The 22,364-nt window shown below is 74.2% G+C and carries 16 protein-coding genes; 12 read left to right on the forward strand and 4 right to left on the reverse strand.

Features of this window, described 5'->3' with window-relative positions:
• Window positions 1-48 precede the first annotated feature (48 nt).
• The gene (locus tag WME75_RS15475; RefSeq protein WP_437491338.1) at window positions 49-1,773 is read left to right on the forward strand and encodes a serine/threonine protein kinase; all 1,725 of its coding nucleotides are present in this window, start codon (window positions 49-51) and stop codon (window positions 1,771-1,773) included.
• A gap of 18 nt (window positions 1,774-1,791) precedes the next feature.
• On the opposite strand, the gene mutH is transcribed toward WME75_RS15475, so the two are convergent.
• Together mutH and WME75_RS15485 are read right to left on the reverse strand one after the other, a co-directional pair.
• Entirely contained in the window at window positions 1,792-2,475 is a 684-nt protein-coding gene (mutH, locus tag WME75_RS15480) for a DNA mismatch repair endonuclease MutH (protein ID WP_437491340.1), read from the reverse strand.
• Window positions 2,476-2,694: 219 nt separating this feature from the next.
• Window positions 2,695-6,243: a protein kinase domain-containing protein gene (locus WME75_RS15485; protein ID WP_437491343.1), complete on the reverse strand. Its 3,549-nt coding sequence runs from the start codon at window positions 6,241-6,243 to the stop codon at window positions 2,695-2,697.
• Between the two features lie 487 nt (window positions 6,244-6,730).
• Between WME75_RS15485 and WME75_RS15490 the strand changes: the two genes are divergently transcribed.
• On the forward strand, window positions 6,731-7,918 hold the full coding sequence (locus WME75_RS15490; protein WP_437491346.1) for an aminotransferase class V-fold PLP-dependent enzyme: 1,188 nt from the start codon (window positions 6,731-6,733) through the stop codon (window positions 7,916-7,918).
• Between the two features lie 112 nt (window positions 7,919-8,030).
• On the opposite strand, the gene WME75_RS15495 is transcribed toward WME75_RS15490, so the two are convergent.
• On the reverse strand, window positions 8,031-8,888 hold the full coding sequence (locus WME75_RS15495; protein WP_437491349.1) for a metallophosphoesterase: 858 nt from the start codon (window positions 8,886-8,888) through the stop codon (window positions 8,031-8,033).
• A 179-nt stretch (window positions 8,889-9,067) separates the two neighbouring features.
• Here WME75_RS15495 and WME75_RS15500 point away from each other — a divergent pair, with 179 nt between their 5' ends.
• From WME75_RS15500 to WME75_RS15540, 9 genes are all read left to right on the forward strand, one after another.
• Window positions 9,068-10,816 (forward strand): phosphoenolpyruvate carboxykinase (GTP), encoded by a 1,749-nt coding sequence (locus WME75_RS15500; protein WP_437491351.1) that lies wholly within the window; start codon window positions 9,068-9,070, stop codon window positions 10,814-10,816.
• A 320-nt stretch (window positions 10,817-11,136) separates the two neighbouring features.
• A complete protein-coding gene (locus WME75_RS15505; protein ID WP_437491354.1) occupies window positions 11,137-11,694 on the forward strand; it encodes a GbsR/MarR family transcriptional regulator in 558 nt (185 codons plus the stop codon).
• Between the two features lie 154 nt (window positions 11,695-11,848).
• Window positions 11,849-12,859, forward strand: coding sequence for a polyprenyl synthetase family protein (locus WME75_RS15510; protein WP_437491357.1), 1,011 nt, complete (start codon window positions 11,849-11,851; stop codon window positions 12,857-12,859).
• Window positions 12,860-12,939: 80 nt separating this feature from the next.
• Window positions 12,940-14,214: a hydroxymethylglutaryl-CoA reductase, degradative gene (locus WME75_RS15515; RefSeq protein WP_437491360.1), complete on the forward strand. Its 1,275-nt coding sequence runs from the start codon at window positions 12,940-12,942 to the stop codon at window positions 14,212-14,214.
• Window positions 14,211-14,942 (forward strand): bifunctional demethylmenaquinone methyltransferase/2-methoxy-6-polyprenyl-1,4-benzoquinol methylase UbiE, encoded by a 732-nt coding sequence (gene ubiE, locus WME75_RS15520; protein ID WP_437491363.1) that lies wholly within the window; start codon window positions 14,211-14,213, stop codon window positions 14,940-14,942. The genes WME75_RS15515 and ubiE overlap by 4 nt, the downstream gene beginning before the upstream one ends.
• Window positions 14,943-14,975: 33 nt before the next feature.
• Window positions 14,976-16,820 (forward strand): 2-succinyl-5-enolpyruvyl-6-hydroxy-3-cyclohexene-1-carboxylic-acid synthase, encoded by a 1,845-nt coding sequence (gene menD / locus WME75_RS15525; protein ID WP_437491366.1) that lies wholly within the window; start codon window positions 14,976-14,978, stop codon window positions 16,818-16,820.
• A 186-nt stretch (window positions 16,821-17,006) separates the two neighbouring features.
• Window positions 17,007-17,942, forward strand: a complete 936-nt coding sequence (locus WME75_RS15530; RefSeq protein ID WP_437491369.1) for a 1,4-dihydroxy-2-naphthoate polyprenyltransferase — start codon at window positions 17,007-17,009, stop codon at window positions 17,940-17,942.
• A gap of 5 nt (window positions 17,943-17,947) precedes the next feature.
• Window positions 17,948-19,021, forward strand: coding sequence for a mandelate racemase/muconate lactonizing enzyme family protein (locus tag WME75_RS15535; protein WP_437491370.1), 1,074 nt, complete (start codon window positions 17,948-17,950; stop codon window positions 19,019-19,021).
• The gene (locus WME75_RS15540; RefSeq protein WP_437491372.1) at window positions 19,009-20,568 is read left to right on the forward strand and encodes a class I adenylate-forming enzyme family protein; all 1,560 of its coding nucleotides are present in this window, start codon (window positions 19,009-19,011) and stop codon (window positions 20,566-20,568) included. Before WME75_RS15535 ends, WME75_RS15540 begins: the two co-directional genes overlap by 13 nt.
• Window positions 20,569-20,595: 27 nt before the next feature.
• On the opposite strand, the gene WME75_RS15545 is transcribed toward WME75_RS15540, so the two are convergent.
• Entirely contained in the window at window positions 20,596-21,033 is a 438-nt protein-coding gene (locus tag WME75_RS15545; protein WP_437491375.1) for an acyl-CoA thioesterase, read from the reverse strand.
• Window positions 21,034-21,226: 193 nt separating this feature from the next.
• Here WME75_RS15545 and WME75_RS15550 point away from each other — a divergent pair, with 193 nt between their 5' ends.
• Complete coding sequence (locus WME75_RS15550) at window positions 21,227-22,288, forward strand: hypothetical protein (protein ID WP_437491377.1); 1,062 nt, start codon at window positions 21,227-21,229, stop codon at window positions 22,286-22,288.
• The last annotated feature ends 76 nt before the right edge of the window (window positions 22,289-22,364 follow it).

A 22,364-nucleotide genomic window follows, 5' to 3' on the forward strand; every position in this document is an offset into this window, starting at 1 on the left:
CGTGAGGGGAATCGCTTCGGAGAAGCGCGACGTGTATACCTTAGCTCGATGGCGCGCTCCTCTGGTGAGCCGGACTCGACCGAAGGAGTGGACTCCGTCGGTCCGGAGACGGCTGCGTTTCCGCTCGGCGCGGGGGAACCCAAGGCTGACAACGTCTACACGATCGCGCCCGGCACCGTCATTGCGCGCAAATACCGTGTAGAGCGCACGATCGGCCGCGGGGGCATGGGCCTCGTTGTCGAGGCGCTGCACCTCGACCTCGATACGCGCGTCGCCATCAAGTTCCTGCTCCCGGAGTTCATGTCGTACACCGAGGCGGCGGAGCGGTTCATGCGCGAGGCGCGCACCGTCGCCAAGCTGCAGACGCCCCACGTCGTGCGCGTGCTCGACGTCGCCGCGCTCGATAGCGGCGAGCCGTACATGGTGATGGAGCTCCTCGACGGCGAGGACCTCGCGGCCCACGCGGCCGAGACGGGCACGCTCGCGATCGGCGAGTGCATCGATCACATCGCCCAGGCGTGCGAGGCGCTCGCGGAGGCGCACGCGCTCGGCATCGTCCACCGCGATCTGAAGCCGGCGAACCTGTTCCTGACGAGGCGCCCCGACGGCGCACCGCTCATCAAGGTGCTCGACTTCGGCGTCTCGAAGATCCTCACCGGCGACACGGGCAACGTCTCCCTCACGCAGACGACCACGATCCTTGGATCGGCGCTGTACATGTCGCCCGAGCAGATGCGCTCGTCGAAGAGCGTTGATCCCCGCACCGACATCTATGCGCTCGGCGTGTGCCTCTTCGAGATCATCGGCGGCAGGCCGCCGTACGTGGCCGACAGCTTCCCGGAGCTGTGCGCGAAGATCTACACGTCGCCGCCCGAGTCGCTCGAGGATCTCCGCCCCGAGGTGCCGGAGGGCCTCGTCGAGGTGATCGAGAAGGCGATCGCGCGCGAGCCGGAAGATCGCTACCAGTCGATCTCGGAGTTCGTGCAGGCGCTCGCGCCGTTCGCCGCGCCGGGCACGCGCACGACCATCGCGGGGATCCTCCGGCTTCACGCCGCCGAGCTCGACCTGCCGCCGCCGGCCTCGCGCGCGGCCATGTCGCGGACCACGTCGCGCGCGTCGCGCGCGAGCAGCGGCGGCCCGTCGGTGAGCGACAAGGGGGCGCGCACCGTCGGCTCTGCGCCGCCGGCGGAGGACGAGGCCCCGCGCCGTGGGCGCACGCTGCTCTATGTGGCGGTCGGGGCCGTCGCCGTCGCGGTGGGCGCGTGGGGGGCGCTCCAGTTCCAGAGCCGGTTCGCCATGGGAACGGGCGACGCGGGCTCGCCGGCGGGCGCATCTCCGCCGGGCGACACTGCGGCTCCCGTCGATCTGGCGCCGCCGCCGCAGCAGCAGGCGTCCGATACGGCCATCATCCTCCCGAAGGTCGTCCCCGCGGACGACCCCGGGGCCGCCGACGCGGGCGCGAGCGCGGGCGACGCGGGCGCAGCGGACGCGGGCGCCGCGGACGCGGCCGTCAGCGCGACCGGGCCGGCGGCGGATGGCGGGGCCGAGCCGTCCGCAGCAGGCACAGCGGCGCCGAGCGCTGGAGCGGGCAAGCCGCAGCGCGGGAGCACGGGCGGGCGGGGGCGCCCGCGCACGACGGGGACGACAGGCCCGTCGCCCGCCAGCGACCCGGAGCCGGCGCGCCCCGTCTCGACCGTGAACAGCGATCTCTCGATGGAGACGTGCACCGCGACGATGCCGGACGGCACCAAGAAGGTCGTCCCCTGCAAGTGACGCGCGTCCGCGCCCCGATCACGCCGGCATCGCAGCCGGATCGCGCAGGATGGCGCCGGTGAAGCCGGGGCGCAGGTAGAAGCCGCGCGGCAGCGCCGCGATCATCTCGCCGTCGCGCCCGAAGGCGAGCGTCCGCGAGCGCCCGCTCGCGGCCTTCGGTCGCACCTGGAGCCAGCGGCCCGCGTGCGCGGTGAGCGCCTCGATGGCGCCGATGCCGATGAGCCCCATGAGATCCTCGAAATCGGCGCGCAGGACGCGCTCCTGCGCCTCGGTCGGGCGCCAGAGTCGCGGGGCGCCCAGCCGCCGTTCCTCGCTCGGCTGGCCGGGAGCGGCGACGATCGGGACCCAGAGCACGTGGGCGAGCTTCGCGCGAGCGCGCGACGTCTCCCACTCCGCACGATCGGCGTCCGAGAGCGAGATCGAACACACGAACGTCGACTCCTGCGGCGCCCCGGCCCCGTCGACGGGGATCGTCTTGAGCTCGATGCCGAGGTGCGGAAAATCGGGCCTCGACGTCGAACCAGCCGTCGCGCCAAGCGCGCGTTCGACGAGCGCGCCGGCGGCTCCCTTCGTGCGCACGCCGCCTCGCGGCACCGCGCGTCCGAGCGCGCGCGCGAGATCGGCGAGCGTCAGGCCGGCGAGCGCGGACGCCCGGCATCGGAGCTGGGCTTCATCGCGAGGCGGTTCCAGCGCGGGGATCAACGACGCCGCCTTAGAGCATTGCGCGGCCCGACTCCAGCGTTCGGCCGCGATCGAGATAGGTTGGCCGCCGGGATGCGCCGGAACGTCGATGGGAATCGAGCAGCGCTGACCCGGGGGCCATGGCGGCCTAATACACGCGGCCCCCCCGAACGCGCCGCCAAGAGAGAGCCTACTGCCTAAGTCCCTCCTTGCGCCCACAGGATTGAAAGGAAAAACGCATCAGGAATTTCCTGTATAACTTTTCCGGGGTCCACCGGCGCCGTGCCTTGAGGCCCGCCCGTCGTCGAGCGGCCACCTCAGATCGGCGAGCTGACCGGTAATACGGAGCAGCATCTCGCGCAGGGAAGACGTCGTCGCGCGGTCCTGCGGGTTATGTCGTAGACATGCGTACATGAACGCCGCGATGTCCGCGGTCCTCGGATCGTCGGCGAGGCGCTTGACCGGCGCGGGGAGCCCGTCGTGCGTGATGTGCGCCGTGATGAGCGCGACCTCGGTGGGCGCGTCGAACAGCGTCTTGCCGGTGAGGATCTCGTAGGCGAGGCAGCCGAAGCTGTAGATGTCGGCCGTGAGCGGGGTCGCGGTGACGCCAGGCGGAACGACGCCCCAGATCTCCGGGGCGCCGTAGCAGCCGGTGGCGCAGCCGGGGCGGATGTGGCGACCGGCCAGGCCGAAGTCGACGAGCACGGGCTCCCGTCCCCCGCGCAGGATCACGTTGGTCGGCTTGATGTCGAGGTGCCCGACGCCGACCGCGTGCATGGCCTCCAGCCCGGCGAGGATGCCGTCGAGCAGCGCCACCGCGCTGCGCGAGGTGAGGCCTCGAGCGTCGAGCAGCTTGTCGCAGCGGATGCCCTCGATGAGCTCCATCACGAGGATCGGCTTGGGGCGGGCGCCGGCGTCGAACGTGACGAAGCGGGCGATGTTCGGGTGATCGGGCAACGAGAGGAGCGCGCCCGCCTCCTCCCGGAACAGGCGGAGGAAGTCGGCCTCCGAGACGCTCCGGGCCGCCGTGTGATCGTACTCCGGCACCTTGAGCGCGAAGCGCTCGGCCGACGGATCGTGCCGCTCCTCGGTCCGGGTGACGACGAACACCGTGCCCAGCGAGCCGCCGCCGAGCTGGCGGTGCACGTAGAAGCCACCGAGCGTGCGGCGGCTCGGCAGCCACGCGGGCAGCGGCTGCTCGGGCAGGGCGACTCCACCGGGCGCGCTCGGCCGCCGGACCGGGAGCAGCATGACGCGCGGCACGACGAGGGCGACCACGTCGGCAAGCGCGCCCGGGATGCTCGCGCGCGCGGCCGAGACGAGCGCCTCGACGGGCGCGGCGACGCTCGGCTCCACGTCCTCTTCTTCCTCCTGCAGCGCGACCTCGATGGCGAGGCGCAGCGGCTCCGTCGCGCCAGAGGGCGCGGAGGGCGGGTGATCCCCGCAGCGCCGGCGGGCGCCGGCGGTCAGCTGCGCGAGCCGCGTCAGGGCGTCCTCCAGGGCGCTCAGCGGCGAGGCGTCCGCGTCGCCGTCGCCCGCGGCGGTCAGCGCGCTGAGCGCGCGGGCCGTGTTCACCACGCCGAGCGCGCGCGCGAGGCGGGCGAGCGCGCCGCGCACGATCTCCGTGCGCTGCGACGCGCCCGCCGGCAGCGCCGTGACGAGCGCGTCGAGGGCGGCGATGCGCTCGAGCGCCGCGCGCGCGCGCTCGGCCTCGGCGAGCTCCGCGTCCAGCGCCCCCTTCCGCGTCGACCGGAGCGACACCGCCGCGTCGTCGTCCCGCGCGCGCGCGCCGCCCTCGCGCCCGCCGCGCGCGAACCGCGCGTACGCGCGCAGCAGCTGGGCGACGTCCGGGTGCATGCTCGCCTGGCCGAGCACGTCGAGGTCGTCGGCGTCGCCGCCGCGCATCGCGGCGTGCAGGAAGATGTCGGCCGCGTCGGCCGCCCCCTCCCGCACGAGCGCGTCGAGGCCGCGGGCGACGGACGCGGCGATGGCGCGGCGGAGCGAGGAGCCGCGGTCGGCGCGCAGCCGGTCGAGCAGCACGCCGATGGCGCCCGTCCAGCGGGCGAGCACGCGCGCCTTGAGCTCCGGCTCGCCGCCGAAGTCGGTGTTCTCGCCGTCGATCAGGTGGATGAGCGCGCGGAGGTTGCGCTGGTGCACGGTCACGTGCAGCGGCGGCGAGGCGCTCGTCCGCGCGGCGGACCCCTCGGCGCGGAGCAGCCACCGCGCGAGCCGCTCATCGAGGTCGTCCAGGGAGGCGACGCCGGTCGAGTCCTCGCTCGGCCGGCGGTTCAGCAGCAAGAGGCCCTTCAGCAGACCGGAGCCGAGCAGCTCGGCGTCGAGCTCGCGCACGAGCCCCACCGCCGCCCTGCGCGCTGCGGTGCTCTGCGCGTCGTCGAGATCGCAGAGCTCGATCTCCTCGAGCGCGCCCACGACCTCGGCCGCCATGGCGTACGCCTCGAGCGCGCGGCCGTGCGCCTCGCGCGGCCCCGTCTCGACGAACGCCGCGACGGCGCCGTCGAGCGCGCCGCGCAGCAGCGCGACCCCGGCGCCGTCCATCGAGAGGTCGCGGTGGACGACGCGCGCGAGCGCCGCGAGGCCGTCGTCGCGGACATGCGCGCTGGGCGGCGCCTCGAGCGCGTCCTCCAGCGCGCGGGCGCACCGCGCCGCCGCGCGGGCGCCGAACGGCTCGCCCCGGCTCATCACGCCGCGCAGGTCGCGCCGGAGCTCGACGATCGCCTCGGCCGTCGCCATCGGGGCCGCGCGCGCGATCTCGTCGAGCAGCGCGTCGGCCGCCTCGGGCTCCGCGTCGGCCGCGACGGGGAGCCCCCACACCATCGCCGTGGCGATGCCTGGGTCCTGCGCGAGCAGCGGCCCCCGGAGGAGCTCGACGGCGCGGCGGAGCGCGCCGTCCGGATCGACGGCGAGGCTCGCGGCGAGCGACGCGGCGCCGCGCCGCCACTCGGTGGGGGAGAGATCCTGGACGAGCAGGGCGCGCACCTCCTCGGCGAAGTCGGGCAGCGCCCCCGCGAGGAGGCCTCGCGCCGCGGCGATGTGGCGCCACACGAGCGGCTCGCGATCGGCGAGGAGCGTCTGCCAGGCGAGCGCGATCCCGTCGGCGCTGCGGTCGAGATCGCGCCGGCGCCCGTCGCTCACGTTGCGGAACAGCCGGAGCGGGAGGTCGTCGCCCTGCATGGCCCGGCGGGTCGCGTCGCGGGCGGCGCGCTCGAGGAGGCGCGCGGCGAGGCGCCGCTCCGGGAGAGAGCCGGTCGAGGGCGCCGCGATCCAGTCGCGCGACAGCTCGCGCCGCGAGGCGAGCAGGAGCGCGAGCGGATCGACCGGGATGTCGGTGCCCGCCGGGAGCCAGAGCGAGAGCATCACGCGCGCGCGGATCCCCGCCCCGGAGAGGCCCCGGGCCGAGCCGGCGGCCATGCGCGTGGCGAGGGCGACGAACGTCGCCGCGTTGCCGGCATAGAGCTGGTTGAGCACGCGCCGGCCGAGCTCGCGCCGCTCGGGCCCGAGCGGGAGCGCTCCGGCGATCTCGTAGAGCGCCACGCTCGCCGCGGCCGGCGCGAGCCAGCTCAGATCGTCGAGCAGGCCGTCGGCCATGGCGGTCTGGACGCTCCGGAGCAGGCCATCCGGGCTGAGGGCGTCGAGCGGGGTCGAGCCATCGAGCGCGTCGACGAGGGCGAGCGAGGCGATCGACTGACGGAAGAGCCCGCGCCGGACGTTCGGGTCGTCGTGGGACGTGAGATCGACGAGCCCTTCGAGGTATTCCGCGCGCGGTCGCATCGACAGATGGCGCAGTCTAGCGCGACGGCGCGCCGGCCCCCCTCCCACGCCGCCGCAATCCTCGCGCGTCATGGAACCTCCCACCTCGATCCGGAGCGCGTGCCGCTCCACCGGGCTCCGACAGAGCCACTTCCCCCTACGATGATCGGACCTGCCGAGGGCGCGCCCTCGCCGCACTTTCCGCTGCCTGGCCCGGGGACCACGTCGTGGACAAGGCCGACGTGCCGGCGCGGTCGTCGCTCGATGCGTGGGCAGGCTCGGATCCCCTCGCGTCCGGCCGCCTGGGCCGTCGGCGGACGCGACAGCGCTCCGGTCGCGCCGCGCTCGCGCCGAGGACGCAATCCGCGCCACCTGCGCGCGGAATGACACGGATCGAGCGGGTGGAAGTGAACGCCGAAGTGGGTTAAGCGGGAGCGCGCGCGGAGCCCTGCCGCCCTGCGCGTCCGTCGCGCGGGGACCGCACCGAAGAGCTGGAATGCAAGGAGACGTGGAACCGGGCTTCTCGTTCGACCTCGACGCGTTCCGTGCCGCATACTCGCGCTTCCTCGCGCCGGCCGAGGACGCGGCGCCGCGCATCCTGCTCACGGGGCACTCCCATCAGGCCTGGCCTGACGTGGCGCGCGACGCGCTCGCCGCGTGCTTCGACGACGCCGCGCGGCTCGTCGACGGCAAGTGGGACGATGCGGTGTTCCCGAGACGCTCGGCGGTCGGCGAGGCGATCCTGGAGCGGATGGGCTTCGCGCGCGGCGACGACATCGCCTTCGGCCAGAACACGCACGAGCTCGTCTACCGGCTGATCACCTCGCTCCCCCGGCGCGGTCGGCGGCGGATCGTCACCACCGAGGGCGAGTTCCACTCGCTCAGGCGCCAGCTCGCGCGTCTCGGCGAGGACGGCGTCGAGGTCGCCTGGGTGAGCGTCGAGCCGCGCGGCTCGCTCCCCGAGCGGCTGCTCGCCGCGCTCCAGCCGGGCACCTCGATGCTCGCGATCTCGGCCGTGCTCTTCGAGAGCGCCACGGTGGTGCCGCGGCTCGACGAGATCGTCGCGCGCGCGGCCGAGATCGGCGCCGTCCCGCTCGTGGACGCCTACCACGCCTTCAACGTCGTCCCGATCGCGTGGGGCGGCGCGGCGCCTCACGTCTTCGCCGTCGCGGGCGGCTACAAGTACGCGGCGATGGGCGAGGGGATCTGCTGGATGCGCGTCCCGCGCGGCTGCGCGCTGCGCCCGGTCTTCACCGGCTGGTTCGCCGACTTCGACTCGCTCGCGGGAAGCGGCGGCGGCGTCGCGTACGCGCCGGGGGGCGCGCGCTTCGCGGGCTCCACGTTCGACCCGTCCGCGCTCTACCGCGCTGCCGCCGTGCTCGAGCACTGGGATCGCTTCGGCCTCACCGTCCCGCGGCTGCGCGCGATCTCGCTCCGGCAGACCGGGCGCATCCTCGGCCACCTCGACGCCGCGGGCCGCGGCGATGACGTCGTCTCGCCGCGCGAGCCCGAGCGCCGCGGCGGCTTCGTCGCCGTGCGCGCGGCGCAGGCGGGCGACGTCGTGCGGCGCCTCCGCGCCCGGCGCGTCCTCGTCGACGCGCGCCGCGATGTGCTCCGCGTCGGCCCTGCGCCCTACCTCACCGACACCGAGATCGACGCGGGCGTGGCCGCCCTCCTCGAGGAGCTCGGCCGCTAGCGCCGTCCCCGACGGCGGCTCATGGTCCCGTTCTCCTTCCTCTCCGACGCCGACCGGTGGGATCTCGCCTTCTTCGTCGCGGCGCCCGCGGCGAGGTCCTCGCCGCGGGCGCTCAGGGGTCGCTGTGGACGCGCGGCGCTTCGGGGTACAGCGACCGGAGCCCGCGCCACGCGACGTCGGTCGCGCTCTCCGCGGGCTCGGCGAGATCCCACTCCAGGTAGAGCTTGTCGCCGTCGTAGCAGCCGAAGCTCGTCGAGAGGCAGAGCATCGGCTCGCGCTCGATGGCGTACCCCGTGCGCGCGACGTCGTGCCCGTAGACCGCCACGCGAGCGTCCCGGTCGAGCGCGCGCAGAAAGGCATGGGCGCGCTCGCTCGAGGTGCTCCGCGCCCAGAGCAGCGCGCCGAGCGTTCCCTGCAGGCTCATCTCCGAGAGCGGTATGTCGAGGAACCCGTCGAGCGGGAGCCGCTCCAGGTCCTCCCGGCTCTGGATGCGCGCGTGCGGCGCGGCGTGGAGCATGACCAGCCGGGCAGCGCGTGCGACCGCGACGAACGGCCACCCGCGGAACCAGCTCCGCATCGCCAGCGTGTCCTCCGGACCGAGCAGCTCCTCGAGCCGCTGCGCCTCGTCCGGAAAGAACTTCGCCACCACCGGACCCCCCACGTGCGCGTGCTCGTGGTTGCCAAGCAGGTAATGAACCCTGCCGGGGTGCCGTTCCGCGAGGCTCCTCGCCTTTTTCAACAAGGTCACGGAGTCGCCCCGGTAGAATGAGCCCAGGTAGTCGGGCCATTCACCCTCGTCGAGCTCGGGCCCGTGGACCAGGTCGCCCGTAATGACGAGCACCGCGCCGTCAGGGCCGGCCGCCGCCTGGTCGAAGACCTCGGCGATTCGCTCGAAGTCCGCGACATTGCCCTGAAAGTCGGTGGCGACGATCAGTCTGCCCCGATCAGGGAGGTCGACGACACGCTGCACGTCTCCAGCATAGCCGAACGTCCCTGCGTTCGCCTCGCGCGAACTGAGCCCGAGCGGAGACGCCGCGCCGGCCGGCTGCCGATTCACTTGCAATCTGCCAGATCGTCCAGATTTGCTGCAATACTACAGCAGCACTGTCCCTTGGCGGGGCTTCTCGCCCGGGCTAGGCTCCCAGCTGTATGCAAAACCGGAATCTTTCAGCGTGGGTAGACGAGGTCGCGCGCCAGACGCGGCCCGATCGGGTCGTCTTCTGCGACGGCTCGGAGGCGGAGAACCGGACGCTGATCCAGGGGATGCTGAGCGACGGCACGGTCATCGCGCTCAACGAGGAGAAGTACCCCAACTGCTATCTTCACCGGAGCGACCCGACCGACGTCGCCCGGACTGAGCACCTCACGTTCATCTGCACTCGCGATAAGGAGGATACGGGCCCGACGAACAACTGGATGTCGCCGGAGGAGGCCTCGGGGCGGGTCGGGCGGCTGTTCGACGGGGCGATGAAGGGGCGGACGATGTTCGTTGTCCCGTACCTGATGGGCCCCGTCGGGTCGCCCTCGGCGAAGGTTGGAGTCGAGATCACCGATAGTCCTTACGTCGTCGCGAGCATGAGGATCATGACCCGTATGGGCCGGGTCGCGCTCGATGCGCTGGGCAGCTCCGAGGACTACTGCCGGGGGCTGCACTCGCTCGGAGACCTGAGCCCGGAGCGCCGCTTCGTGTGCCACTTCCCTGCGGAGCGGCTCATCTGGAGCATCGGCTCGGGGTACGGGGGCAACGCGCTGCTCGGGAAGAAGTGCTTCGCGCTGCGCATCGCGAGCACGATGGCGCGCGACGAGGGCTGGCTCGCGGAGCACATGCTCATCCTCGGTCTGGAGGACCCGGAGGGCCGGGTGACGTACGTCTGCGCGGCGTTCCCGAGCGCCTGCGGGAAGACGAACCTCGCCATGCTCGTGCCGCCGGCGTCGCAGAAGGGCTGGAAGGTATGGACGGTCGGCGACGACATCGCCTGGCTGCGGATCGGTCCGGACGGCCGGCTCTGGGCGATCAACCCCGAGGCGGGCTTCTTCGGCGTGGCGCCGGGGACGAGCTCCAGGACGAACCCGAACGCCCTGGCGACGCTGGCCAGGAACTCGATCTTCACGAACGTGGCGCTCACGCCGGAGCGGACGCCGTGGTGGGAGGGCTTTGACGGTCCTGCGCCGCCGGTCCTCACCGACTGGAGGGGCCGCCGGTGGACGCCGGACAGCAAGGAGCCGGCGGCGCACCCGAACAGCCGTTTCACGTCGCCGGCCCGCCAGTGCCCGTCCATCTCGCCGGCGTTCGAGGCCCCGGCGGGCGTGCCGATCTCGGCCATCGTCTTCGGCGGCCGGCGCGCGCGGCTCGCGCCGCTCGTCTGCGAGGCGCGCGACTGGGCCCACGGGGTCTACCTGGGCGCGACGATGGCCTCCGAGACGACCGCCGCGGCCACGGGCAAGGTCGGGGTCGTCCGCCGCGACCCGATGGCGATGCGCCCCTTCTGTGGGTACAACATGGGCGATTATTTCCGGCACTGGATCGAGCTCGGCCAGGGCCGCGCGGCGTTCCCGAAGATCTTCCACGTGAACTGGTTCCGGCAGGGCGAGTCGGGCAAGTTCCTCTGGCCCGGCTTCGGCGAGAATCTCCGCGCCCTCCGCTGGATCCACGCGCGCGTGAACGGGAAGGCGCAGGGACGCGAGACGCCGGTCGGGATCATGCCCGCGGACCGCGAGCTCGATACGAGCGGCCTCGACCTGAACGACGAGGCGATGCGCGAGCTCTTCGCCATCGACCGCGACGCATGGCTGGAGGAAGCGCGCGATCGCGAGGCGTTCCTGGAGTCGTTCGGCGCGCGCATGCCCGAGGCGCTGCTCCGGGAGAACCGGGATCTCGTGGCCCGGATGCAGGCGTGAGCTAGCGCCGTCCCCCCGAGCGATTCATCCGACCCACGCCACCCGCGAGGCCTGGAGCGGCACCGCGCCTGAGGTCGCCGCCCCCGACCGGAGCGGCCTCCGCCGCGGCGATGCTCTGTCCGAGGCGAGCGCGCTCTGTTCGACGCGAGCGCGGCGAGCGCGCCGTGCCGGGAGCCCCGAGAGAAACGGCCTCGCGGTCAGAAGTCCACAGAAAGCCGTCGCGGCCGCGCTCGTCCGTTCTCTGATGAGGACGGTCGGGAATGTCTTGACGCCGGCACAGGTCGGCCCACACAGTTCTTTCAAAGAATTTTGAAACTTTAATGAGCCCTCCGAACGACATCCAGCGCCAGGCGGAGCTGCTCGCCGCGGACGCGATCGGCGACGTCATCGAGCACTGGGGCTTCCGCCGCGTGCTCGGGCGGATCTGGACCGTCCTGTTCATCGCCGGCGGCGCCCTGTCCGCCGCGGAAATCGGTGAACGGCTGCAGGTTTCGTCGGGCGCCATGAGTATGTCGCTGACAGAACTTCAGAGGTGGGGTGTAGTACGAAGAGTATGGAAACCGGGAGAGCGGAAGGAGTTCTTCGAGGCCGAAACGGACTTCTGGAAGATGATTTCCAAAGTGTTCGCCGAGCGCGAGCGGCTCATCGCCGACTCCGTGAGGGAGCGCCTCGAGCGGGCCTCCGCGCTGCTCGAGGGCCTGCCTCCCACCGACGCCACCCGGTTCAGCCTCGATCGGGTGGAGCGGCTCCTCTCGTTCGTGATCGTCGCGCAGACGGCGCTCGACGGGTTCATCAAGAGCAGGACCGTGGATTTCTCGCGGTTCGGAGACCTGGTCCGGTTCCCGATCCGGGCCGTTCGGTCCCGGCGAGGCGCCTAGCGGGCTCGTGATTTCGGAGAGCTCGGCCGCCCGTGGGCCCCGCGCGGTGCGGGGAGCGCGTGCGCTCGTGCTTCCAGGTGGAGATGGGATGACTGCGACAACTACGTTTACTGGGACGGTCCAGCGGAGCGATGTCGTCTCGAGCCTCGGAGGCATGTGCGCTGGGCGAGGGCTCGAACCGCTCGCCGCGCGCCTCGCGGAGCTCAGGCGCCTGCTCGACGGGGACCTCGACGACGTCGAGCGCGAGATCGCGAAGGTCGGGCTGGACGGCGAGACGCCGGCGCACCGGAGCGCGCGGCACCTGCTCGGGCTGAACGGCAAGCGGCTGCGGCCGATCTGTGTCGCGCTGGCCTCCCACATCGGGGGCGGCTTCAACGAGGCCGCGCGGATCTTCGCCGTGGCGGTCGAGCTCGTCCACAACGCGACGCTGCTCCACGACGACGTCGTCGACCTCGGCGACCGCCGGCGCGGCGCGGACGCGGCGCGCGTCATCTACGGCAACGCCGCGTCGATCTTCGGCGGCGACTACCTCCTGGTCGAGGCGCTCAGCAAGATCCAGGCGGTGGGCATGCCCGACGTGCTCGAGCGGGTGCTCCAGGTGATCAAGGAGATGGTCGTCGCCGAGGCGCTCCAGCTCGCGTCGCGGGGCCGCGTGCGCACGAGCACGAGCGAGTACTTCCAGATCGTCGACGGCAAGACGGCCTCGCTGTTCCGCTGGGCGATGTTCGCCGGCGCGCGGGCGGGCGGGGTGAGCGAGCCGCTCTGCAAGGCGCTCGAGAGCTTCGGCACGAGCCTCGGCGTCGCGTTCCAGCTCGTCGACGACGTGCTCGACTTCGCGGGCGATCCGGACGCGACCGGCAAGGCGCTGCTCACGGACCTGCGCGAAGGCAAGATGACGTACCCGCTGCTCCTCGCGATGGAGCGCGACAACGAGCTGACGCCCGCCCTCGAGGCGCACTGCGCGTCGGAGGAGACGACGGCCCCGCCGGAGCTCGGCCGACGCATCGCGAAGATCATGGTCGAGCAGCGCGTCGTGGACGACTGTCTGGAGCTCGCGTCGCGGCTCTGCGGGGACGCGGTGCGGAGCATCGAGCCGCTCCCGGAGAGCCCGGCGAAGGCGGCGCTGGAGGGGGTCGCGATGTCGACGCCCCGGCGGAGGCGGTGAGCGGCGATGACGGATTTCCCGGTGCAATGCGGAGGGCGCGCGCCGCTCTCGCGAGCGCGCGCGGCGCGCGGAGGCGGCCGATGAGCCAGAACGTGTCCAGCCGGATCAGCGGCTTCTACAAGCGGTGCGTCGAGGACCGGCTCCGCGCGATCCAGGCGCTCGGACTGCTCGACGAGGACGCGCTCGCGCACCTCGCGAGCGGGGGCGGGCTGCCGACGGCGGTGGCCGATCGCATGTGCGAGAACGTCATCGCGACGCACGCGCTCCCGCTCGGCCTGGCGCTGAACTTCCGCGTGAACCAGCGCGACGTGCTGGTGCCGATGGCGGTGGAGGAGCCGAGCGTCATCGCCGCGGCGTCGAACGCGGCGCGCATGGTCCGCCTGTCGGGCGGCTTCTCCGGCGAGGCGGACCCGCCGATCATGACCGCCCAGGTCCAGCTCGACGACGTGCCGGACACGGGGGCCGCCGCGGGCCGGCTGGAGGCCGCGCGCGCGAGCCTGCTCGCGGCCGGCGACGCGGCGATCCCGAGGATGGTGGCGCGCGGCGGCGGCTGCCGCGATTTCGAGGTGCGCGTCCTGTCGGCGGAGCTCGGCGTGCTCGTGGTGCACCTCTACGTCGAGGTCGGCGACGCCATGGGCGCCAACCTGGTCGACACTGTGGCCGAGGCGGTGGCGCCGCTCGTGCAGCGCATCGCCGGCGGGACGATCGGCCTCCGGATCCTCTCGAACCTGAGCGTCCGCCGCCTCGTGCGCGTGACGGCCACCGTGGGCGACGACGCGCTCGGCGGCGCGGACGTGGCGAGCGGCATCGCGCGGGCGAGCCGCTTCGCGGAGCTCGATCCGTACCGCGCGACGACCCACAACAAGGGCTTCATGAACGGGCTCGACGCGGCCGCGGTCGCGCTCGGTCAGGACTTCCGAGCGATCGAGGCGGGCGCGCACGCGTACGCATCCCTGAGCGGCCGGTACCGGCCGCTCAGCACGTGGGAGCGCGTCCCCGGCGGGCTAGTGGGCCGCGCGGAGCTGCCGCTCGCCGTCGGGACGGTGGGCGGCTCGACGGAGGTGCACGCCGGCGTGCGCGCCGCGCTGCAGCTCGTGGGCGCGAAGAGCGCGCGCGAGCTCGCGGTGGTGCTGGCCTCCGTCGGGCTCGCCTCGAACCTGGCGGCCCTGCGCGCGCTCGCGAGCGAGGGCATCCAGCGGGGCCACATGCGGCTCCACGAGCGGAAGCGCGCGCTCGCCGTCACGGGGACGGGGAGCGACGAGGCCACCGCGCCGCCGTCCGGCGAGGGCAAGCGGTTCGCGCCCGAGCGGGCCGAGGCGTCGCGCGCGGTGCAGCACGCGGAGGGCGGGACATGAGCCAGACGGATCACGGCGAGGCGCCGCGCGGCGGGCGCCGGTTCGGCACCGGGGAGATGTTCGACGGCATCGCCGAGCGGTACGACCTCTTGAACCGGGTCATCTCGCTGGGGCTCGATCAGGGCTGGCGGCGGCGCGCGGTGCGCTCGCTCGAGCTCGCGCCGGGCGCCACGGTGCTCGACCTGGCGACCGGCACCGCCGACCTCGCCATCGCGATCGCCCGGACGCACGACGTGAAGGTCGTCGGGGTCGACCCGTCGCAGGGGATGCTCGGCGTCGGCCGCCGGAAGGTGGAGGCCGCGGGGCTCGCCGGGCGGATCGAGCTCGAGGTCGGCGACGCGGAGCAGCTGCGGTTCGGCGACGCGAGCCTCGACGGCATCTCGATGGCGTTCGGGATCCGCAACGTCCCCGACCGGGCGCGGGCGCTCCGCGAGATGGCGCGCGTCACGCGGCCCGGCGGGCGCATCGCGATCCTGGAGCTCAGCGAGCCGCGCGGGGGGATCATGGGCAAGCTCGCGCGCTTTCATATTCACACGGTCGTCCCGTACGTCGGCGGCGCGATCTCCGGGCGGGACGAGTACCGGTACCTGCAGGACTCGATCGCGAGGTTCCCCCCTCCGGACGAGTTCGCGGAGCTGATGCGGGGCGCGGGGCTGCGCGTGCTGCAGGTGGAGCCGCTGACGATGGGCGTCGTGTGCCTGTTCGTCGCGACGCCCGAGGGGGCCTGAGGTGCGCGCGGTCGAGGGCAGCCGGGGAAGGTGATGAGCGGCTCGAACCTCCACTCGGCCTGGGCGCAGCTGTTCGTCCGCGCGCTGGCGCAGGCCGGGGTGCGCGACGTGGTCCTCTGCCCGGGGTCGCGCTCCACGCCGCTCGCGATCGCGGCGGTGGAGAGCGTGGAGGTGCGCTGCCACAGCGTCGTCGACGAGCGCGCCGCGGCGTTCTTCGCGCTCGGGCAGGCGCGCGTCACCGGCCGGCCCAGCGTGTTCGTCTGCACCTCGGGCACCGCCGGCGCCCACGCGCTGCCGGCGATCATCGAGGCGCACCACAGCTTCACCCCGCTCGTCGCGATCACGGCTGACCGCCCGTGGGAGCTCGCCGACGCCGCGGCCTCGCAGACCATCGATCAGACGAAGCTCTTCGGGGACCATGTGCGTCACTTCGCCGAGCTCGGGCTGCCGGATCCGTCGCCCCTCGCGATGCGCGCCGTGGCGCGCATCGCGGCGCAGGCGGTCTCGCGCGCGCTCGCGCCGACACCTGGCCCGGTCCACATCAACGCGCGCTTCCGCAAGCCGCTCGAGCCGGTCGACGCGGCGGGGCCCGAGGCCTGGCAGGCCGAGTGGGAGGCGCAGATGCGCCGCGCCGGGCCGCGGGTCGTGGCGGCGCGCGCCGGGGTCGACGCGCGCACGATCGAGGAGATCGCGGCGCGGTGCGCGCGCGCCGAGCGGGGGCTCATCGTCTGCGGCCCCGCCCCGAGCCGCGAGGACGACGCGCGCGCGCGCCGCGCGGTGCTCGCGCTGTCGCGGGCGACCGGCTTCCCGGTGCTCGCCGAGGGCACGAGCCAGATCTACTTCGGCGGCGTGGCCGAGGGCGTCGTGATGCCCGCCTCGTTCGATTCGTTCCTCCGCGCGCCCGAGTTCCGCGCGGCGAACGCGCCCGATCTCATCCTCGAATTCGGCGCCCCGCCGACGTCGGCCGGGTACGCGACGTACATCGCCGAGCACGCGGGCTGCCGCCGGTTCGTCGTGGCCGCGCACGGCTGGAACGATCCGACGAGCGCCGCGGCCGCCCTCATCATGGCCGAGCCTGCCGAGCTGTGCGAGGCGCTCGCGGCGCGCTTCGCCGGGGCGGCGCTGGACCTCGGGCGCGGGCGGCGGGACTGGGCGGCGACGTTCGCGCGCGCCGGCGACGTCGCGGCGGCGCAGTCGGCGCGCGCGTGCGCCGGGGACGAGCTCACCGAGGGCGCGGTCGCCCGGACGGTGGCGAGCGCGTGCCCGGAGGGCTCGCTGCTCGCGATCGGCAACAGCATGCCGGTGCGCGATCTCGATACGTACTGCCCGCCGTCGGCGCGCGCGCTGCGCGTCCTGCACCAGCGCGGCGCGAGCGGGATCGACGGCCTCGTCTCGGGGGCGGCCGGCGCCCGCGCGGTCGCGGCCGCGCCGCTCACGCTGCTGCTCGGCGATCTCAGCCTGCTGCACGACCTGACCGGGCTGCTCCTCGCCGCGCGGGCAGCGGGAGACGGCGGTGCGCCGCTCGTCATCGTGGTGGTCCAGAACGACGGCGGCCGCATCTTCGAGCACCTCCCCGTCGCCAGGCGCGGCGCCGATCTGCTCGAGCGGTGCTTCACCATGCCGCAGCACCTCGACTTCGCGCCCGCGGCCGCGATGTTCGGGCTCGCCTACGAGCGCGCCGGCACCGCCTGCGGGCTCGCCGGCGCCCTCGCCGCCGCGTACCAGCGGCCCGGCGCGACGCTGATCGAGGCGGTGGTGCCGCCCCATGACGGCGCCGCCCGCGTCGCGCGGCTCTGGTCCGACGTCCGCCGCGAGGTCGCCGCCCTGAGCAGCGCGCCGGCGGCGGAAGGGGCGGCGGCCGATCTCGAGCCTTCGTGAGCGGCGCGCGCGCAGAGAACCCCGAGCTTGCCGAGAGGGATCCACGGTCATGAGCCAGGTCAACGCGAACAGAAGCCCCGGACCCGAGTCCCCCACGCCGGCGGCGTCAGGCGACGCGATCGCGCGGCGCTCGCGCGATCGCGTCGCCGCGCGCGGGCGCGGCGTCCGCAAGCAGGGGAGGCGATCGTGAGCGCCGCGGCGGCCTCGCAGGCGGCCGGAGCAGCGGCAGCGGGCGGCGTGCGCCCCGGCTCGTTCCGAGCGTGGCTCCTCGCGTGCCGGCCGGCGACGCTCACGGCCGCGCTCGCGCCGGTGATGGTCGGGACGGCGGTCGCGTACGCGCTCGGCGGCATGCGGCTCGGCCCGGCGCTCTCGGCGCTCGCGGGCGCGATGCTCATCCAGATCGCCACGAACTTCGCGAACGACGTCTTCGATCACGAGAAGGGCGCCGACACGCACGAGCGGCTCGGTCCCACGCGCGCCGTGCAGGCGGGGCTGCTCACGCCGCGTCAGGTGCGCGTCGGGCTCCTCGTCACGATCGCCCTCGCGGTGCCGTTCGGGGTGCACCTTGCGCTCGTGGGCGGGTGGCCCATCGTCGTGATCGGCGTCGTCTCGATCCTCTCCGGCGTCGCGTACACCGGCGGCCCGTACCCGCTGGGCTACCACGGCCTCGGCGATGTGTTTGTGTTCGTGTTCTTCGGCCTCGTCGCCGTCTGCGGGACGGCGTTCGTCCAGCTCGGCTCGGTGCCGCCGCTCGCCTGGGCGGCGGCCGTGCCGGTCGGCGCCCTCGCCACCGCCGTGCTCGTCGTCAACAACGTCCGCGATCGCGACACGGACGTCGTCGCCGGCAAGCGCACGCTCGCCGTTCGCTTTGGCCGCAGGGCGGGTGTCCTCGAATACGCGATGCTCCTCGCGGTCGCCTACGCGGTGCCTGTCGCCCTCGCCGTCGGCGAAGGCCGGCGGTGGACGCTCCTCGTCCTCGCGACGTTCCCGCGCGCGGTGCGCCTGCTCCGGGTGCTGGCGACCACCGACGGCCGGCCGCTCAACGACTGCCTTGCCGGGACGGCGAAGCTGCTGCTCGCCTACGCGCTGATCTTTTCGCTGGGTCTCGCGGCCCGGCTGTAGGAACGATGCGCGTCGTCGCCGCCAGCCTTGCGCAACGGGACATCGAGGGCGCGCGCCGGGGCCTCGTGCTGTCGCTCACCGACGACGAGGGGCGCGTCGGCCTGGGCGAGGCCACGCCGCTCCCCGGCTTTTCACCCGATACGGCCGATGAAGACGAGCGCGCGCTCGCCGAGCTGCCCGGGGCGCTCGGCGCGATCGACCTGCCGCTCGAGGACGTGACGGCGACGGCGTCCGCGATCCAGCGCGCGATCGCTCCGCTGTCGTCGCGGCTGCGCGGTCTGCCGGCGGCGCGCTTCGCCCTGGAGACGGCGCTGCTCGATCTGCTCGGCCAGCGCCTCGGCCTCCCCGTGTCGGCGTGCCTCGGCGGACACCGGCGCCATGCCGAGGTCCAGGTCAACGGGCTGCTCACGACCTCGGTCGCCCTGCCGGAGATGCTCTCGCGCGCTCGCGCGCTCGTCGCGCGAGGCGTCCGGGTGATCAAGGTGAAGCTCCGCTCGCGCGGAGAGGAGGGGTTCGCGCGCGACCTCGAGGCGCTGCGCGCGCTGCAGCGGGAGCACCCGGCCATCGAGCTCCGGCTCGACGCGAACGCGGCGTGGTCGCTGGAGGACGCGCCCCGCCGGCTCGCCCTGCTCGCGCCGCTCGGTCCCCGCTTCGTCGAGCAGCCGGTCGCGCCGGAGCTCCTCCACCTCCTTGGCGCGCACGAGGTCCCGTGGGCGGCCGACGAGTCGCTCGCCGTCGAGGGCATGCCGGAGCGCCTGCTCGAGGCGGAAGGCTGCGCCGCGTTCATCCTGAAGCCGGCGATGCTCGGCCTCCTGCGCGCGTACGAGCTTGGCCAGAGGGCGCAGGAGCGCGGCCTCGGCGCCGTGGTGACGCACCTCTTCGACGGCCCCGTCGCGCTCGCTGCCTCGTGCGAGCTCGCGCTCGCGCTGCCGCGCCCGCCGCTCGCGTGCGGCCTCGACGCGCACGCCGGCCTGGAGGCGTGGCCCGAGATCTCGATCCCGCAGCTCCGCGGGGGCGGCCTGGTCGTCGCCAGCGAGCAGCCCGGCCTCGGCATCCGACCCTGGACATGGACGGCCTGAGCCTCCTCGAGGCCGTGCGCGATCCCGCTGTCGCCGCGCGGACGGCGCTCGTCCACGGCGGCGTCGAGGCGGACGCCCCGCGCGAGATCGACGTCCCCGGCCTCGGCGTCGGCCCCGGCGGCGCCCTCCGCTTCGGCGACCTTGCGCTCGCGGTCGGGGCCGTGTGCACACGGCTCGCCCGCGCGGGGGTAGGGCAGGGGGCTCGCGTGGCGCTCGTCGCGCCGAACGCGCTCGGGACGGTCGTCGTCCTCCACGCGCTGCTCGCGCTCGGCGCCGTCCTCGTCCCGATTCACCCGCGGCTCACCGCCGACGAGGCGGGCGTTCTGATCGACGACGCGCGGCCCGACCTCGTGCTGCGCGAGCCCGCGCTCGCTGCCGTGCTCCATGAGGTCGGACCGGAGATCGCCGCGCTCCGCGATCGCGGGCCGCGCCCCGTCGAGGCGGCCGGCCTCCGGGCGCCGGACCCTTCCGGCGATCTCGCGATCGTCTACACCTCGGGCACCACCGGGCGCCCCAAGGGCGCGGTGCTGCCGCGCCGTGCGTTCCTCGCCGCCGCCGCGGGGAGCGCCGCCAACCTCGGCATCCGCGACGACGATCGCTGGCTGCTCTGCCTGCCGCTCTGCCACGTCGGGGGCCTCTCGGTCGTGACGCGCTGCCTGCTCGCGCGGCGTGCCGTCATCCTCGCGCCCCGCTTCGACCCCGCGTCGGTGCTCGCCTCGATCGTTCGCGACCGCGCGACGCTGCTCTCCGTCGTGCCGACCATGCTGCTCGCGCTGCTGGAGGCCGATCGTGACAACGTCCTCGCCCGGCTCCGCGCGGTGCTCGTCGGCGGCGCGGGCGCTCCGGAGCGGGCGCTCGACGAGTGCGCGCGCCGCGGGGTCCCCGCGCTCACCACCTACGGCCTCACCGAGGCGTGCTCGCAGGTCACGGTGCAGCGCCCGCGCGATCCGCGCGCCCGCGAGCCGGGCTCCGGCGCGCCGATCGCCGGCATCGATCTTCGCATCGAGGGCGCCGGCGGCGACGGTGTGGGCCGCATCGAGATCCGCGGCCCGGTGCTGTTCCGCGGCTACTACCGCGGCCCCGAGCGCGCGCCGGAGCTCCTGGTCGACGGCGCCGGGTGGTTCAGCACCGGCGATCTCGGCGCGCTCGACGCCGCCGGGCGGCTCCACGTCGCGGCGCGCCGGAGCGACCTCATCGTGACAGGCGGCGAGAACGTCTATCCCGCCGAGGTGGAGCAGGTCCTCGCGTCCTGCGCGGGCGTCGCCGGCGCCGTGGTGTTCGGCGTGCCGGACGAGCGGTGGGGCCACGTCGTCGCGGCGGCGATCGTCCCCGACCAGGCCGCGCCCGGCGCGCCGGTGGGCGCCGCGCTCTCGCCTGCGCTGCTCGACGACCTCGCGGCTGTCGTCGCGGCGCGGCTCGCCCCGCACAAGCGCCCGCGGCGCCTCTGCGCCGTCGCGGCGCTCCCGCTGACCTCAGCGGGCAAGCTCGATCGCGCCGGCGCGGCGGCGCAGCTCGCGGCCGCGCTCGCGCCGTTCCCCGCGCGCTAGCGCGCCGGCGGCCGGCGCTCGCCGCGGTCACCCGAGCGCGGTGCGCAGCCCGTCCGGGAGCGGACACGGGATGAAGCGCGCGCCGTCGATGCACACGTGCACCGTCTGCCCAATTGCGGCGATCCCGCCCGCGGTCGTCACGCGGTAGCCCACCGTGAACGAGGTGTCACCGAGCTTCGGCGCGAGCACCTCGACCTCGATCGTGTCGCCGAACCGGAGCGGCAGCAGGTAATCGGCCTCGGCGTGGACGAGCGGCAGCTTGATCGCGCCGCCCGCGATGAGGGCGGGCAGGTCGATGCCCCGCTCCTTCAGGGCGATCATGTACGCGTCGCTGAAGTACTCGAGGACGCGCGGGTAGAAGACGATCCCGGCCGCGTCGACGTCCTGGAAGCGCACGGCGCGGCGCTCCACGGCGAGGCGGGGCGCGGTCTGCTTGAGCTCATCGATGCTGAAGGCGCGCTTCATCGCGCTGCAAGCTAGCGCAGGAGACGCCGCGCGCGTCACGAGCAAGCGGCGCGCTGCAGGGAGCGGCGCCTCGCGCTGCCGCATCGCCACGCGCCGGCGCGGCCGGTCCCGGCGGGCAGCCGGCCCGGTGTCACGTGGCCGTTCCGTCCCTTTCTGCTCGCCGCCGTCCCTTTCGCGGTCCATGCTCGCCCCGATGGCTGACCGATGTCCCGGCGGCCTCGGGCCCGGGTCCCGCAGGCTGGGTCGCGCGACCGGGAAGGACCGCGACAGGTGCGCGACGCGACACCTCGGGACCGGCGCGCCGCGCTCCCGCGGCGCGGCCGGCGCGCTCGCTTGCCTCCTGGCAGCTGGCCTCGCGGCAGCGTGCGAGCCTACGTCGACGTCGCCCCCGACACCCACGTCCTCCCAGAGTCCGCCCATCGCGCGGCTGGCGGCGCTGCCGCGTCCCGCGGTCGCGGAGACCCGGGCGCCGACGGGCGCCGCGCAGGCGTCGAACCCGCTCGGCCTCCCCGCGCACCCGGTCAAGCTCGATCTAGGCCGCCGCGTGTTCACCTTCTCGGACCGGATGCTCGCCGGGGCCAAGCTCGGATCGACGCTCGTGCTCTACGCGGCGACCGTGGTCGGCTTCGAGGGCGACGACCTCATCATCGAGGGGAGGGGCGGACCGTCGTACAAGGTCCACCCGGGCTACGTCGTCCCCGTGCCCGACGCGCCGCGCCTCCGGCCGCACGAGCCGGTGCTCACGGAGTGGAACGGCGTGATGAAGCACGCCGTCATCACCCGCTTCGTGAAGGACAAGATGGAGGTCCGCTACACCGACATGGACCCGCGGACCCCGCTCGCGCAGCTCAAGGGTGTCCGCTTCGTCGTGCAGACCGAGGGGCTCGCCCCCGGCAACTTTGCCGCATGGAAGGACGGCGAGACGTGGCGCCACGTGCTCCTCGTGTCGCGGCTCGGCGGCTCCCCGGCGGAGCCGGGCGCAGTCCTGACATCGCTGCCGAGCAGCTCGGCGCGGTGGTTCGCCCTCGGTTATGGCGGCGCCGCCCTGCTCGCCGACGAATCGGCGCTGCGCCCGCTCCCGGTCAAGCCGCGGCTCAAGGTCGGGGCGAGCGTCTGGGCCGAGTGGGTCGGTGCGCTGCGCCCCGCGGTCGTGCAGAGCGCCGAGGAGACGGGTCTGTACACCGTCAAGTTCGAGCGCGCCGGGCGGCCGGTCACGGTCGGCTGGGGACTGCTCACGCCGCCGCTCGATCCATAGCCGCGCGCGCGGCTGCGGATCGAGGGGCCACGCTGGGCGCGGCGTCGACCCGAGCCAGGGAGAAGCTCCACCGCGC

The sequence above is a fragment of the Sorangium sp. So ce1014 genome (assembly GCF_051521505.1).
GTDB lineage: Bacteria > Myxococcota_A > Polyangia > Polyangiales > Polyangiaceae > Sorangium.